This window comes from Pseudoxanthomonas mexicana (assembly GCF_001556105.1).
In the GTDB taxonomy this organism is placed as follows: Bacteria; Pseudomonadota; Gammaproteobacteria; order Xanthomonadales; family Xanthomonadaceae; genus Pseudoxanthomonas_A; species Pseudoxanthomonas_A mexicana_A.
Map to the genome: position 1 here is coordinate 35,725 of NZ_LSIF01000007.1, position 14,646 is coordinate 50,370.

11 protein-coding genes are annotated in these 14,646 nt (G+C 68.0%); 5 read left to right on the forward strand and 6 right to left on the reverse strand.

Features of this window, described 5'->3' with window-relative positions:
• Positions 1–10: 10 nt before the first annotated feature.
• The 3 genes from AX730_RS00740 to AX730_RS00750 all read right to left on the reverse strand — a co-directional run bounded on the left by AX730_RS00740 (position 11) and on the right by AX730_RS00750 (position 2,846).
• Positions 11–811, reverse strand: a complete 801-nt coding sequence (locus tag AX730_RS00740) for a DUF4198 domain-containing protein (RefSeq protein WP_062350463.1) — start codon at positions 809–811, stop codon at positions 11–13.
• A 291-nt stretch (positions 812–1,102) separates the two neighbouring features.
• The gene (locus AX730_RS00745) at positions 1,103–1,993 is read right to left on the reverse strand and encodes an energy transducer TonB (protein ID WP_232310137.1); all 891 of its coding nucleotides are present in this window, start codon (positions 1,991–1,993) and stop codon (positions 1,103–1,105) included.
• A gap of 76 nt (positions 1,994–2,069) precedes the next feature.
• Positions 2,070–2,846, reverse strand: coding sequence for an energy transducer TonB (locus tag AX730_RS00750; RefSeq protein WP_198146945.1), 777 nt, complete (start codon positions 2,844–2,846; stop codon positions 2,070–2,072).
• Between the two features lie 160 nt (positions 2,847–3,006).
• Between AX730_RS00750 and AX730_RS00755 the strand changes: the two genes are divergently transcribed.
• Positions 3,007–4,803 (forward strand): monovalent cation:proton antiporter-2 (CPA2) family protein, encoded by a 1,797-nt coding sequence (locus AX730_RS00755; protein ID WP_062350473.1) that lies wholly within the window; start codon positions 3,007–3,009, stop codon positions 4,801–4,803.
• Positions 4,804–4,813: 10 nt separating this feature from the next.
• Here AX730_RS00755 and AX730_RS00760 read toward each other — a convergent pair whose 3' ends face one another.
• Together AX730_RS00760 and AX730_RS00765 are read right to left on the reverse strand one after the other, a co-directional pair.
• On the reverse strand, positions 4,814–8,107 hold the full coding sequence (locus AX730_RS00760; RefSeq protein WP_062350476.1) for an ankyrin repeat domain-containing protein: 3,294 nt from the start codon (positions 8,105–8,107) through the stop codon (positions 4,814–4,816).
• The gene (locus AX730_RS00765; protein WP_062350479.1) at positions 8,100–8,357 is read right to left on the reverse strand and encodes a YcgL domain-containing protein; all 258 of its coding nucleotides are present in this window, start codon (positions 8,355–8,357) and stop codon (positions 8,100–8,102) included. The genes AX730_RS00760 and AX730_RS00765 overlap by 8 nt, the downstream gene beginning before the upstream one ends.
• Positions 8,358–8,545: 188 nt before the next feature.
• Between AX730_RS00765 and AX730_RS00770 the strand changes: the two genes are divergently transcribed.
• The 4 genes from AX730_RS00770 to hemF are packed head-to-tail and all read left to right on the forward strand — an operon-like array spanning position 8,546 to position 14,011.
• Positions 8,546–10,888 (forward strand): S9 family peptidase, encoded by a 2,343-nt coding sequence (locus AX730_RS00770; RefSeq protein WP_198146946.1) that lies wholly within the window; start codon positions 8,546–8,548, stop codon positions 10,886–10,888.
• A gap of 3 nt (positions 10,889–10,891) precedes the next feature.
• The gene (locus tag AX730_RS00775; RefSeq protein ID WP_062350485.1) at positions 10,892–11,452 is read left to right on the forward strand and encodes a hypothetical protein; all 561 of its coding nucleotides are present in this window, start codon (positions 10,892–10,894) and stop codon (positions 11,450–11,452) included.
• A gap of 58 nt (positions 11,453–11,510) precedes the next feature.
• Positions 11,511–13,034: a hypothetical protein gene (locus AX730_RS00780; RefSeq protein WP_062350488.1), complete on the forward strand. Its 1,524-nt coding sequence runs from the start codon at positions 11,511–11,513 to the stop codon at positions 13,032–13,034.
• A gap of 47 nt (positions 13,035–13,081) precedes the next feature.
• Entirely contained in the window at positions 13,082–14,011 is a 930-nt protein-coding gene (hemF, locus tag AX730_RS00785; RefSeq protein WP_062350502.1) for an oxygen-dependent coproporphyrinogen oxidase, read from the forward strand.
• An 18-nt stretch (positions 14,012–14,029) separates the two neighbouring features.
• On the opposite strand, the gene AX730_RS00790 is transcribed toward hemF, so the two are convergent.
• A complete protein-coding gene (locus AX730_RS00790) occupies positions 14,030–14,521 on the reverse strand; it encodes a DUF421 domain-containing protein (RefSeq protein ID WP_062350491.1) in 492 nt (163 codons plus the stop codon).
• Positions 14,522–14,646 lie beyond the last annotated feature (125 nt).

A 14,646-nucleotide genomic window follows, 5' to 3' on the forward strand; every position in this document is an offset into this window, starting at 1 on the left:
AGTGGGGGAATTACTGTTCGAGCACGCGGAACGTCAGCGTGTAGCTGTTGCTGTACTCGTCCACGGGTGCGCCGGCCGGCGCCTTGGTGCGGTGGCGCGTCAGTGCGAGCCAGGTACCGGCGCGCTCCAGCTTCACGCTGGCCTTGCCCTGCGCATCGGTCAGTACCGTCACCACCTGCGGCTTGCGGTCCGAGGTCCACACGGCTTCGGTGAGCTCGATCTTCTGGTCCGCCAGCGGCTTGCCGTCGTACTGCGCGGTGAAATCGAAGGTCTCGCCGACGAACAGATCATTGGGATGGGTGGTCGGCACCAGTTCGATGCCCTTGCCACGCGCCTTCAGCGCCGCGCCGCCGGGTTCGCCGACGGTGACGAAGGTTTCCGCGAGCGTCAGCGACTGGAAGTTGGAGATCACCTTCGCGCCGGCCGGGATCTTCGCCGCCGAATCGCGCGAGCTTTCCTGCTTGCCGTTGATTTCCCAGGTGCGGAACATCGCGCCGAGGCGCGGCCCGGTGCTGAAGCGGTAGGTGCCGGCCGCACCCTTCGGCAGCGTGTGCTCGGCGACCGTGCGCACCTTCAGCAATTGCACGGTATCCAGCGCGACGTCCTTGCCGTCCGGGCCCGTCACGGTGAACCGGCTGTTGTCGAACGCGGTTTCGGGGATGAAGAAGGTTTCGGCGAACGCGGCATCGAGCGCCACCGTGTCACCCGCGCGTGGCGCGAACGTACTCGGCGCGAGGTAAGGCGTGTGGGCCGAAGCGGTTGCGGCGAATGCGCAGGCAAAAATGCCGGCGAAGAGGGGCGCCAGTCTCATGTGCGGGTCCTGTCAGGCGGTGAATCGCTGGCGGGACCGGGAGAGACGGCCGAATGCTGGCTTCGGCGGAAAGTATGAACAGAATCGGGAGGCGTGACAAGCGAGTGAAAGCGCTGCAAGCCTGCGCACCCCGTTCGCGCGCGGGGAACCGGCGATGTCGCGCTGCGATCCCGCCGCCTCGACCCGGGACTAGCGCGGGTCGAAGGTCACCAACATTGGATCGCATCGCCTGCGGTTGCCGGCGTGGCCGCGATCGCGTGCGAGTGTTGCGTTCTGTTGCGTGCGGTCGCGTCAACCCGACTGCAGTGGCGTACGCAACCGCAACCCTCGACCGACGGGATAGAAGCCGCCGGCGATCATCGCGTCGGGGGTTTCGCCTGGCGCCAGCTCTCCCGTTCGCCACGGCACCTCCTGACGCGGACCGGGCACGTAGGCATCCCACTCTCCATAGCCCGGCACCTTGTCGCCGTGCATGGAGTAGTCCACGGGCACGCGCACCACCCAGTAAGGCTCGGCGGCCATCGGACCCTGCGTCGGCGGCTTGAAGCTCCAGTCCTTCGCCGCAGTCAGGGCAGATTTGGACAGCACGTTGCGCATGTAGTCCATCTGCTTCTCGCGACCCACGATCTGCAGGTTGATCTGCTCCGCGATAGCATCCTCCACCTTGCCGTCGCGCCCGATCCTCAACACGACGTAGACGGTTCCGCGCGCGCCCATCTGTGCAGCGGGCGCCGGATAGAGTGGCGGCTTCAGATGGTTGGGACGAATGGTCGATTCGTCTTCCAACGCGATGCGCTCATCCGGCGTCATCGCCTCCTCGCCGAAGTAGGCGCCGCGCAGTGCGATCTGGTAGCTGTCTTCGGACACCTTTTTCGCGACCACGCGCAGGCTCATCCTCGCCTTGGCCCTGCGGGCGACGCCATCCACCATCACCGGTTCGAACTGCCACTCGGTGCCAGCGCGCTCGACGAGCGTCTTCACGGCAGGCGGCAGCTTCTCGGGTTGATCCAGCTCCAGGCGACCGACGCTGCCGTCCGGCTCGATGTAGGTATAGCCTGTCACCAGCATGCTGCCTTCGATCTGCTGGCGAACCTCCTTGACGCCCGCCCACGCGGCAAAAGAAAGACCCGCCATCGCCGACCAGAGAACCCAAGCCGCCGTCCTGCGCATCACCTTGTCCATCTCAAGCATCCTTGTTCTGCCCACGAAAAATGAAACTGTCGGCGCCGACCGTCGCAACCGCCGGCGCCCCGGCCCTTCAGCTTTCTCCGGCCAGCGGCGTCAGAAGCCGCAGGGCCTGCCTGTCCAGGATGCCTACCATGCCGCTTTCCAGCGCTTCCGGCGAACTCTTCGTCAACTCCGCGTCGACCCAGTCCGCCGTGGTCCGCGGCCCGGGGACGTACGCGACCCAACGACCGTACTTGATTCCCATGCCGCCCATCATGTAGTCCACCGGCACGCGCATCGTCCAGTAGTCGGCAGCGCCGGATTCGACCTGACTCGGCGGCGTGAACGACCAGTCGCGCGCAGCCTGCAGCGCGGAGGTCGCGAATGACCGCCGCATGCGCTCCATCTCGGGCGCCGTGGCAAGGATGCGCAGGTTCACCTGCTCGGCGATCGCGTCTTCGACGCGGCCATCGCGCCCGACCTTCAGGATCAGGTAGACGCTGCCGGAGGCGCCTGCTTTCGCCATTGCGACCGGATAGCGCGGCGGCATCATCCTGCCGTTGTCGGACGAGCTGCCTTCCGCCGTGCTGAAGGCACTGAAGGACGCCGCCTGCACCCGCATCTCGTAGCCTTCGTCCTCCTGCTTCTTGGCCACCAGCAACACCCGCATCTTGTTGCGCGCACGCACCGAAGCGCCCTCGTGCTGCAGGGGTTTGAACTCCCATGCCGGAATCTGCTGCTGCAGGAACGCGACGACGCCCGGCGGCAGTTCGTCCACCTTGTCCAGCGTGTGCTCGATGACGCGGCCGTGCTCGCTGACCATGATCTCGCCCGTCACCGCCATGCTGACCTCGATCTGCTTGCGCATGGCACCGACCCCTTGCGCACATGCGCCCTGGGTCCACGCGAGCATGCACGTCGCCAGCAGCATGACCACCCCGAACCTCCGCCCCATAGCGCGCCCCTCATCCCTGGAAGCAGGCCCGGTCCGAGCCCGACCGCCGCATACTATCCCCGCGAGGTGAAGCATGCACGGTAGTGGTCTGGAGTTGGCGCTGGTGTTCCTGCTGGCCGCGGTCATCGCGGTCCCGGTGTTCAAGCGCTTCGGGTTGGGGGCGGTGCTGGCCTACCTGGTGGCCGGCGTGGTGCTGGGGCCGGACGGGCTGGCGCTGGTGCGGGATGCTGACCGCATCCTCAATGCGGCCGAGATCGGCGTGGTGATGATGCTGTTCGTCATCGGGCTGGAGCTGTCGCCGTCGCGGCTGCGGGTGATGCGCAAGCCGGTGTTCGGCGCCGGCGGACTGCAGGTGCTGCTGAGTGCGCTGGTACTGGGCGGGATCGCACTGGCATTCGAGCATCACTGGAAGACCGCCCTGGTGATCGGCCTGGGACTGGCACTGTCGTCCACCGCGGTCAGCCTGCAGTTGCTCGCCGAGCACAAGGAACTGACCAGCGAACACGGCCGGCTCGGTTTCGCGATCCTGCTGTTCCAGGACCTGGTGGCGATTCCGCTGCTGGCCGCCATTCCGCTGCTCGGCGGCGCGAAGAACGAGACGCTGACGTGGACGATGGTGTTCCACGCGGTCGGCGCCATCGCGATCGTGATCCTCGGTGGCCGGCTGGTGTTGCGGCACCTGTTCCGCGTGGTCGCGCGCACGCGCATGCCGGAGGTGTTCACCGCCACGGCACTGCTGGTGGTGCTGGGCATCGCCTGGTTCATGCAACTGGCCGGCCTCAGTGCCGGCCTGGGCGCATTCCTGGCCGGCGTACTGTTGTCGGATTCGGAATTCCGCCACGAACTGGAATCGCAGATCGATCCGTTCAAGGGTCTGCTGCTGGGCCTGTTCTTCATCGCCGTCGGCATGGACATCGACCTGGATGCGGTGGTCAAGCAGCCGGAACTGATTACGGCCGGTGTGGTGATCCTGCTGACGGTGAAATTCGGGCTGCTGTTCGGCATCGGCCGCTGGCCCGGGCGGATGGAGCCGCGTGGTGCGCTGATGCTGGCCGGCACGTTGTGGCTGGGGGGCGAATTCGCCTTCGTCGTCTTCAGCGAAGCCGCCCGCGTGAAGCTGATGGACGCCGAACTGCGCAACCAGCTGACCGCCATCGTCGGCGTGTCGATGGCGTTGACCCCGTTGCTGCTGCTTGGCCTGCATCGCCTGCTACCGGTCGCGACGACGCGATCGCGTCCCACCTCACGCGGCTTCGATGAGATTCCCGACGAGCAGCCGCAGGTGCTGATCGCCGGCATGGGGCGCTTCGGCCAGATCGTCGCGCGCCTGCTGACGGCGCAACGCATTCCGTTCGTCGCGCTCGAGCACAGTCCGGAAACCGTGGACACCCTGCGGCGGTTCGGCAACATCCGGCTGTACTACGGCGACCCGACGCGGCCCGACCTGCTGCGTTCGGCCGGCGCGCAGCACGTGAAGGTGTTCGTGATCGCCGTGGACGATCCCGACACCAACATCAAGGCGACGCGACTGATCCGCCGCATGTATCCCGATGCGCGCGTGCTGGCGCGCGCGCGCAACCGCCAGCATGCATGGCGGCTGATGGACCTGAGCGCGGAGGCCTACCGCGAGACGTTGGGATCGAGCCTGGAGATGGCGCAGCAGGTCCTGGTGGAACTGGGCCTGCCACCGGAAACCGCGGCCGAACACACGCGACGCTTTCGCCAGCACGACGAGAAGTTGCTACGCGCGCAGTACCTGGTCTACGACGACGACGGCGCGGTGATCCAGACCGCGCGCGATGCGGTCAGCGACCTGGAGAAACTGTTCGAAGCCGATGCGACCGGCGAGGACGCGCCGCCGGCGAGATAAGGTCGCGCGGTCAGCCGCGATCGCGCAGGAACCGCGCCATCGATGCGCCCGCACCCGGCGTGGCGGGGACGAATTCGGCCGCCACGTCGATGAAGCCCCGCATCACCGCGATTTCGCGCGGCGTGCGATTCAGCGTGTCGCGCAGTTCGGGATCGGCACCGGCCCGCAGCAGGCGGCTGACCACGCGCAACAAGCCATGCAGCGACCCCAGGTGCAGCGGACCGAAGCCACGCGGATCCTGCACGTCCAGCGACACGCCCTCGTCGAGCAGGCGTTCCAGGCCGGCGAGCACCACTTCTTCGTCGCAGGCGGTGCCGGGTTCGGCGCGCGAGCCGAGCAGCAGCAACAGCGGCGTCACGGCACCTGCGGCGACCTGCTCGGATTCGGCTCCGGACAGCAGCAGCGTGTCCAGCAACGCCACCAGTCGAGGCTTTTCGCGGGCGGTGAAGCCGTAGAGCGCGGCGCAGTGCAGCGGCGTCAACCCCTGCGCATCGCCGGCCTGCACGTTGGCGCCCGCGGTGATCAGGCGTGCGGCGATTTCCGGCAGGCCGAGTGCGGCGGCCAGCATCAGCACGGTCACGCCACCCGGCAGGCGGTGTTCGATATCGGCACCGGCGGCGAGCAACGCGCCGACGATCTCCATCTGGCGCATGCTCACCGCGGCCGACAATGGCGTGGCGCCGGTGTTGGCGGCCCGCTGCGGGTCGGCACCGCGTGCAAGCAGCAGTTCCACGGTGGACGCGAACCCGCCACCGGCCGCACGCAACAAGGCCGTGCATCCCTGCGCATCGGGCGAATCGACATCGAATCCCAGATCCAGCAGGCGACGCACGGCATCGCGGTCACCCGCCACCGCCGCGGCAGGCAGGTCGGCCGGGCGCAGTGCACGCCGCGGCAACGACCAGATGCGCCAGTCGAGCCAGTCGGCGAGGTCGCGGCGACCACAGGCCAACGCGACCCCGAGCGGCGTCTGCCCATCCGCCGCGCGCGCGTCGGGCGATGCGCCCTTGGCGATGAGCTGCTTCAGCGCGGTTTCGCGACCCAGCACCGCCGCCAGGTGCAGGGCGGTCATGCCATGGCTGTCGCGCGCCTCGCGGTCGACACCGATATCGAGCAGCCGGTCGAGCAGCCGCTGCCAGCCCAGGCGCACGGCCAGCGACAGCGCAGGATCGCCCTGCGATGACGGCGCAAACGGATCAGCGCCGCGTTCCAGCAGGTCCAGCGCGCAGGACTCCAGCGCCCGCGCGGCCTGGTCGTCCGCCGCGCAGGCCGCCATGAAGCGCGCCAGGCCGCCGGCGCCCGCCGGGGACACGCCGTGCGACAGCAAGGTCGCCAGCGCGGGCATGCCCGACGGGCCTTGCGACAGCAGCGAGAACAGCACGGTATCGCCGCGCGCATCGCGGCTCTCCGGGCCCGCGCCATGACGCAACAGCCAGGCCAGGCGCACGGGGCGCTGCATTTCGGTGTCGTGCAGCAGCGCGCCGAGCTCTTCGCGCGAACTCAATCGCGCCAGCGCTTCAAGTCCATCGAACTGGCCGCTCGCCAATCCCTCGCGCAGCAAGGCGGAGGGCGCGCGGTCCGGCGGCGTCTCGTCGTCGGCCGTCGCCACTGCCGTGGGCAACGCGTAGCCAGGATCCAGCGCCGACACCAGCGCCCAGCGCCCCGCTTCGGCGGCGACGTCGACCGCCCGCCGGTCCTGCGTGTCGGCCAGTGCGGCATCCACGCCCCACTCCAGCAGGCGGCGCACGAGGGCGGGAGACGCGTGTTCGGCCGTGCAGGCCAGCGCCAGCGCGGTGCGGCGATCGACGTCCACTGCATGGCGGTCGGCACCTGCAGCGGCCAGTTTTTCCAGCACGGTCATGTGCGCGCCCCGCGCCGCTTCCAGCCAGGGCGTGCGCTGTTGTCCGTCGCGCGCATGCACGTCTGCCCCGGCGGCGAGCAGCGTCGTGGCGATCTCGGCATGGCCGGCGTACGCGGCCTCATGCAGGGCGCTGCGGCGCTGCGCATCGCGTGCATCGACCTTGGCCTTGTGCTTGAGCAGCAACTGGACGCCGGCGGGATCGTCTTCTTCCGTGGATGCGGCGGCGAGCAGCACCGGCTGCCCGCCGTGTGGATCGGGTCGGGCACCGCGTTCCAGCAGGAACTTCGCCAGCCGCCAGTTGCCGGCCACGCAGGCCACGCCCAACGGCGTGAGGCCATCGTGGTTCAGCGCATCCAGTTCCGCAGCGGCATCGCGCAACAGCGCCACCACGCCCGGATCGGAACTGCGGGCGGCATGGTGCAGCGGCGTGTTGCCGTCGGCATCGGCGATGCGGGGATCGGCACCGTTGGCAAGCAGCGTGGTGACGGCATCCGGCCGACCGTGCCAGCTGTCGCGCGTCGCCGCGAGCAATGGAGTGACGCCCGCATGCGCATGATTGAGGTCGACGCCGTGCGCGATCAGCGTACGCAGCAGGCGCAGGTCGGGCAGTACCGCCGCCAGCGCGCCGAGGCTGCGCTGGTCGCGCGCGCCCTCGGCCGGCAGTGCATGCAGGTCCGCGCCCGCTTCGATGAACTCCAGCGCGCGGTCGACGCGACCACTGCGCGCGGCATCGAACAGCGCCTGCTCCAGATCCAGGACCTGCGCCGGAGCCTCGCCGGTGGGGGCGGCGAACGCCTCGTCGTCGTTATCCGGCATCTCGACCACCGGCAGCACGCCTGCACCGTCCAATCGCTGGACGCCCCAGTGCAGCACCGGCAGCAGCAGCGCGTAGGCCGCCGCGACACCGGCACGTGCCGCCTCCGGCACCAGCCAGGTCCACGCCAGGCACAGGCCGCCGCCGACCGCGAGCGACAGCAACGCGGCGACTGCGAGGCCCCGCCACGCATGGAAGTCGCGCTCCACCAGGCCACGCCAGTGCGCGGACAACGCACCGCCATCGCGTTCCAGCCCGTGCCACAGCGGCCACGTCCGCCACAGCCCCACGATCACCGCGCCGATCACGGCGCTGACGCCGAGCGCCGCCGGCAGGCTGCCGCTGTCGTGGAGCGACGCCAGCGGCCAGGCCAGCAATGCCGCACTGGCGGCGAAGGCGACCGCCCAGGCCAACAGCAACGCGGGGAAGTCTTCCCGCCACGCACGGTCGGGCGCCAGCACGCGCGTGCCGCGCAGCCATGACACGCCCAGCGCGATCACCGGTTGCGCCAGGCAGGTCGCGATCGCCGCAACCACGCCCCCCACCCATCCACCGACGCCGGCCAGCAGCAGGCCTGCCAGCAAGGCAACGACGGCAACGGGACGGGGCTGCAGGCGCGACTCAGGCATCGGTACGGACGCGTGGATCGAGTGGTGGCGGGAACTGGACGTGGAAGCCACGCGCGCTCAGGTTCTCGCGGACGACGGTGGCGTCTTCGCGCGCCAGCGTGCGGTCAGGGGTCAGCGCCACTTCCAGCACGAACGACAGGTCGCCCAACTGGGTGCGCAGCGGTTCGGGAACGAGGGTGAAGTCATCGCGCTTCGCCAGGTAGACGAACGTGTCGGCCTTGCGCTGGCTCTTGTAGACGTAGGCTTGCATCCGCGCGTATCGCGCCCCGCGAGTGGACAAGCGGGGATTGTGCGGGAAATGCCGTATGCGCGAAACCCGCACCGGGTTCACGCCAGGGCATGACCATCGGCCGCCGGCTCGCGCGGAGGGGGCTGGTAATCTTGGCCCCTTCACCTCGCAATAACGGATGTCCGATGCGCCCCGCCCTGCTCGCCTTGCTGCTGCCGCTCGCCCTTGCCCCCTCGGCACATGCCCAGACGTCCACGCCGTTGACGATCGAACAGGCGATGGCCGAACCGGACTGGATCGGGCCACCGGTCGAGCGCGCGTGGTGGGCCTGGGACGGCAAGCAGGTGCAGTACGAGCTCAAGCGCGACAACAGCGTCGTGCGCGACACCTTCGAACAATCGCTGGATGGCGCCGTCGCGCGCCGCGTCGGCGACGACCAGCGGGCCGCGCTGGATGCCGCGAACCCGATCTACGACGCGACCCGGCAGCGCATGCTGCTGTCGCGCAACGGCGACCTGTTCGTGCGCGACCTGCGCAACGGCTCGCTGACCCAGGTCACACGCACCAACGAGGCCGAACAGCAGGCCCGCTTCGCCCAGGACGGCGCGGTGATCTGGCGCGCAGGGGCCACGTGGTATCGCTGGACCGCCGGCAGCGGCACGTCCACGGTCGCCGAGCTCAAGGCCGAGCGCGATCCGCTGGCTCCGCCCAAAGCCGATGCCCTGCGCGAGCAGCAGCTGCGCACGATCCGCACGCTCGCCGACGACCGCGCCCAGCGCGAGGAGGCGCAGAAGCAGGCCGACACCTGGCGCAAGGCCGACAGCACCCGCGCAGCGGCACCCATCTACCTGGGCGCCGAGGTGGAGATCGAATCCAGCTCGCTGTCGCCGAATGGCCGCTGGCTGCTGGTGGTGACGCGCAAGAAGGGCGCCGATGCCGGGCAAGGCGGCAAGATGCCGATGTACGTGACCGAATCCGGCTACGAGGAATTCCAGAACGTGCGCACCCGCGTGGGCCGCAATGCGCCGGTGCCGCATGCGCTGTGGCGCGTGGACCTGGCCGACGGCAGCGTGAAGCCGCTCGCGTTCGATTCCCTGCCCGGCATCGACAAGGACCCGCTGGCCGCGCTGCGCAAGAAAGCCGGCCAGGAACCGCTGAAGGGCAACCGCGACGTGCGGGTGGAAGGTGGCCGCGAGGGCGATGCCGTGGCCTGGACGAACGACGGCACCCAGGTCGCCGTGCAGGTCCACGCGGTGGACAACAAGGATCGCTGGATCGCCACGGTCGATCTGCCGGGCGCCCGCCTGCAGCCGCGCCATCGGCTGACGGACGATGCCTGGATCAACTGGGCCTTCAACGAATTCGGCTGGCTGCCCGACAGCCGCACGCTGTGGCTGCTGTCCGAGGAGTCCGGTTACTCGCATCTCTACACCGCCACCGGCACGGAGAAGTTCCGAGCACGCACGAGCGGCAAGTGGGAAGTCTCCGAGCCGGAGATCGCGCCGGACGGCAACGGTTTCCTGTTCCTCTGCAATCGCGCGTGGCCGGGCGACTACGAAGTCTGCAAGCTCGATCTTGCGAGCAACGCGCTGCGCGAGGTCACCGCACTGGACGGTGTGGAGAACTTCAGCACATCGCCCGATGGTCGTCAGTTGCTGGTACGCCACTCGCGCAGCTACACGCCGGCGCAGCTGTCGGTGCTGGGCATCGAAGGCGGAAGCGCAAAGCCGCTGACCGATACCCGCACGGCCGCCTTCAAGGCACGGGAGTGGATCGAGCCGCAGTACGTGCAGGTGCCGTCGAAGCATGGTGCCGGCGTCGTCTGGGGCAAGTACTACGGCCCGAAGACGATGGATCCCGGCAGGCGCTATCCCATCGTGATGTTCGTGCACGGCGCGGGCTACCTGCAGAACGTCACCGCGCGCTATCCGAACTACTTCCGCGAGCAGATGTTCCACCAGCTACTGGTGGAGCGCGGCTACGTCGTGCTGGACCTGGACTACCGCGCCAGCGAGGGTTACGGCCGCGACTGGCGCACCGCGATCTACCGCAACATGGGCCATCCGGAACTCGAGGATTACCTGGACGGGCTGGACTGGCTGGTCGAGCAGAAGCAGGGAGACCGCGACCGCGCCGGCATCTACGGCGGCAGCTATGGCGGCTTCATGACGTTCATGGCGCTGTTCCGCGAGCCCGGCAAATTCAAGGCCGGTGCCGCGCTGCGTCCGGTGGTGGACTGGACGCAGTACAACCACGAGTACACCAGCAACATCCTCAACACGCCCGAGCTGGACCCGGAGGCGTACCGTGCGTCGTCGCCCATCGAGTACGCCGCCGGCCTGCAGGACCACCTGCTGATCGCGCACGGCATGATCGACGACAACGTGTTCTTCAAGGACTCGGTGGTGCTGACGCAGAAGCTGATCGAACTGCGCAAGGACGACTGGGAACTGGCGGCCTATCCGCTGGAACGGCACGGCTTCACGCGGTCGGACTCGTGGCTGGACGAATACAAGCGCGTGCTCAAGCTGTTCGAGCAGAATCTGAAATAGCCGATGGCCTCGGTTCCGGCCAGCGCGGGTTCGGCGTTCGTCACCGTCACGGCGAAAGTGTCGATCGCGATCGGCATCGTCGCCACGCTGTACGCCGCGATGCAGGTCATCGCGGCGCTGCTGCTGCTCGGGCAGGTCGATCTCGACACGGTACTCGGCTTCCTGGCGACACAATCAGCGCCTGCCCCCGTGCTGTGGGTACTCACGCACCTCACGACGATCGCCGTCGGCTTCCTGCTGGTCTCCGCTGCGTTCCTGGCGGTGTCGGTCGGCCTGCTGCGCCGTCGTGCGTGGGGATGGTGGGGCTTCGTGGTTTTCATGGTCATGGGCGCAGCGGCCAACTTCGCCGGCATCGCGGCAGTCGATGGCGCGTTCTCCTGGGCGCAGGCGTTGCCGCCGCAACCCGGAATGGAGCAGATGCGAAGTGAACTCGCCGCGCTGCGCGTCATGTCACTGGCCGCGATGTGGGTGACGGCGCTCGTGTTCGCCGTACTGCACGGACTGGTGGTCTGGCAACTTTGCCGACCCGACGTGCGTGCAGAGTTCGATATTCGCGTGAGTTGAGGTTCGCGCGTAGAGCACCGCGGATAATGCATCTCCCTGCACGAGGCGATGCATCTTCATGTCACGAAAACTCCCGGCGTTCGCCGTCTTTGCGTCGCTCCTTCTGACCTCTGCCTGGGCCCGCGCCGCAGACGTGGCATGCGGCCTCTATCAGGATCGCGACAAGCCCGATGCCCGCTTGATCATCGAGAGCGCAACCCACGCCAGCGAACGCAGTTCCACCGTTGCACCTCGCCACTATCAGTACCGTCGCGCCGGCGATGCCCTGTACATGGTCGACCTGGATGCGGGGTACGTCTCCCGCTTCACGGTGCATCCGGACGCCCGCCTGAGCGACGAAGCCGGATTCAACCACTATGCATTGGTCCAGCAGACGGAGTGCGCCGCGGTGGTTCCTCCCACGCCCGGGCACACGTGCCGCGCCGATCTCACCGCCTGTGCGGAACGCGTCTACGATGCCGACGAAGCCACGCTGGGCCGCTGGTGCACGGTAGAAGCGCTGCCTTTCGCCTGCGACAAGCTGATCGATCTCTACCGGCGTCAAGCCAAGACGCCCCGCCCGCAAGACCCCTCACCCGAGATGCCCGCCGCATGCGACGAGCGCAGCCCGGCATTTTCCAAGCAGGAGTGCCTGGCCAAGGTCGAACAGCTGATGGGCCAGTCAATCGCCAGCGGCATGCTGGACGCGGTGGCCGGCATGTCCGCCGACCAACCGACGCTGCCGCCACTGCAGCTCGACCAGGCCGCCTCGATGTGTGCCGACACCGGATCGGCCACCGTCTGCAACAGCGCGGCCAGCGTATTGTGGAATGCCGGCCGCTACCTGCAGGCACGCAGCGCACTGGAACTCGCATGCGCTCAGGGAGAGGACGCCGACGCCTGCGTCCATGCCGAAGCGCTGCTGGCATTGGATGCACGGGACGAGCGAGCCGCGCCAGCGAGCAGCTTGCCATGTGGCCGATTCGTGGCCGCCACCGGTTTGTTGTCCGAGCTCGGCTTCGGGGACCGAGGCCTGGTGGAGGGCACGGTCGGCAGCCGCTTGCGAGCACGCCTTCAGGATGGCCTGGTCCGGATACGCCACGACAAGGGCGGCGATTTCGTGTTCCGGATACTGGATACGAATCGGCTGCTGGGTATCGACAGCTGGAACGAATTCTCCCTTTACGAACGTCAGGGTGCAGCGGCGACGTGCAGTGCACCGATGACGTATGAGGAAGTCCCGCTGCAAGCGGATTGCCCGGCGATCCTGCAGCCCGGCGGCGCACAGACCTGCTGCGATGCGGGCAAGCTGCAGGGGTGCAACGCCCTCGGCCACCAGCATGCATTGAGCGGCGACTGGGTGTCCGCCAAGCCCCATTACCTGAAAGTGTGCGAGGCAGGCGTTCGTGCGGGCTGCGAGAACCTGCTGCAACTGTACGTCAACGCCAACGACGATGACGTTGCGGCATCACTGGACGCCATCTGCGCGCGCCGGCCCACGCACGTCGCCTGCGATGTAAAGGAAACCGCCAACTGGGAGGCGCTCGGCATGGCCCGCGCGATCCGACAGTTGAGCGACGAAGCGGATGCCGAGCGCGATTGACCCCCTTGATGGCGTGTCGCCTCGTGCTGCCCGGTAGAATGAACACCATGAACGACATCACGCCCGTCCGCGACTACCTCATCGACCTGCAGGACCGCATCTGCGCCGCCATCGAAACCGCCGACGGTAGCGCACGCTTCCGCGAGGATGCATGGGCGCGCCCAGCGGGCGATGCCTCGCCCATCCGTGGTGGCGGTCGCACTCGCGTACTGCGCGACGGTGCGGTCTTCGAACAGGCGGGCATCGGGTTCTCCGACGTGTCGGGCGACAAGCTGCCACCCTCCGCGTCCGCCCATCGGCCGGAACTTGCCGGCGCGTCCTGGCGCGCCGTGGGGGTGTCGTTGGTATTCCACCCACGCAATCCCCGCCTGCCGACCACACACGCCAACGTGCGCCATTTTCGCGCCGAGCGCGATGGCGAAACCGTCGCGTGGTGGTTCGGCGGCGGTTTCGACCTGACGCCGTTCTATCCGGTCGACGAAGACGTCCGCCACTGGCACCAGACCGCACGCGACCTCTGCGAACCCTTCGGTGGACAGGCCCGCTATGAAGCGCACAAGCAGTGGTGCGATGAGTACTTCTTCCTCAAGCATCGCAACGAGACGCGCGGTATTGGCGGCCTGTTCTTCGACGACCTGAGCGATGACTTCGACCGCGACTTCGCGTATCTCCGCGCCGTGGGCAACGGCTTCCTCGACGCCTACCTGCCCATCGTCACGCGCCGAAAGGATGCGCACTACGGCGAACGCGAGCGGGAATTCCAGTTGTATCGCCGCGGCCGCTATGTCGAGTTCAACCTGGTGTACGACCGCGGCACGTTGTTCGGACTGCAGAGCGGGGGGCGCGCCGAGTCCATCCTGATGAGCCTGCCGCCACGGGTGCGCTGGGAGTATGGCTACGCGCCCGAGGCCGGCAGCGACGAACAGCGACTACTCGACTACCTACGGCCACGCGACTGGCTGGCCGAGCCGGCCTGAGTTCAACGACGGGCGCGACTAGGACGGTTGTCGCGCCACCACGGTGATATGTCCGTTGTTCTCCAGCACCGCCAGGCGGATGTCGTCCAGGTCCAGGCAACCGGCGTCGCGCATGGCCTTGTCGAAGTCCTCACGACTGATCAGCTCACGCCGCAACACGTCGCGATAGACCTGCCCGTCCCGCGCCAGTAATACCGGCGAGCCCTCCACCCAGCGCTCCACCTTCGGCGATCGCGCCGACAGGAAGCCGACGATCCAGTTCAAACCGATCAGCGTGGCCGCGAGCAGCAGGCCACCGCCAACGGAGGTGTCCTGGCCAAGCAATGCGTTCTGCACCGCGTTGCCGAGCAGTACGACCAACAGCATGTCGAACGGCGTGAACTGGCCCATCGCCCGCTTGCCGGTCATGCGGATCATCGCCAGCAGGATGAAATACACCACGCAGGCCCGCAGTACGAACGCCCACCACGGCATGGCGAGTTGGAACATCTCGGCAAACGTCGCGCTCATGCGTCACCCCCGCGGCATAGGACTGCGCGCACGGTAGCGCACGCGACCTGGCAAACAACAGGCAATAAAAAGCCCCGCAGACCAGGGGGAGATCGGCGGGGCTTTTTATTGCCTGTTGTTTGCCA

Coding starts and splice junctions, on each gene's coding strand:
- AX730_RS00740 (WP_062350463.1), bottom strand. CDS start 811: ATGAGACTGGCGCCCCTCTTCGCCGGCATTTTTGCCTGCGCATTCGCC.
- AX730_RS00745 (WP_232310137.1), bottom strand. CDS start 1,993: ATGGACAAGGTGATGCGCAGGACGGCGGCTTGGGTTCTCTGGTCGGCG.
- AX730_RS00750 (WP_198146945.1), bottom strand. CDS start 2,846: ATGCGCAAGCAGATCGAGGTCAGCATGGCGGTGACGGGCGAGATCATG.
- AX730_RS00755 (WP_062350473.1), top strand. CDS start 3,007: ATGCACGGTAGTGGTCTGGAGTTGGCGCTGGTGTTCCTGCTGGCCGCG.
- AX730_RS00760 (WP_062350476.1), bottom strand. CDS start 8,107: ATGCCTGAGTCGCGCCTGCAGCCCCGTCCCGTTGCCGTCGTTGCCTTG.
- AX730_RS00765 (WP_062350479.1), bottom strand. CDS start 8,357: ATGCAAGCCTACGTCTACAAGAGCCAGCGCAAGGCCGACACGTTCGTC.
- AX730_RS00775 (WP_062350485.1), top strand. CDS start 10,892: ATGGCCTCGGTTCCGGCCAGCGCGGGTTCGGCGTTCGTCACCGTCACG.
- AX730_RS00780 (WP_062350488.1), top strand. CDS start 11,511: ATGTCACGAAAACTCCCGGCGTTCGCCGTCTTTGCGTCGCTCCTTCTG.
- hemF (WP_062350502.1), top strand. CDS start 13,082: ATGAACGACATCACGCCCGTCCGCGACTACCTCATCGACCTGCAGGAC.
- AX730_RS00790 (WP_062350491.1), bottom strand. CDS start 14,521: ATGAGCGCGACGTTTGCCGAGATGTTCCAACTCGCCATGCCGTGGTGG.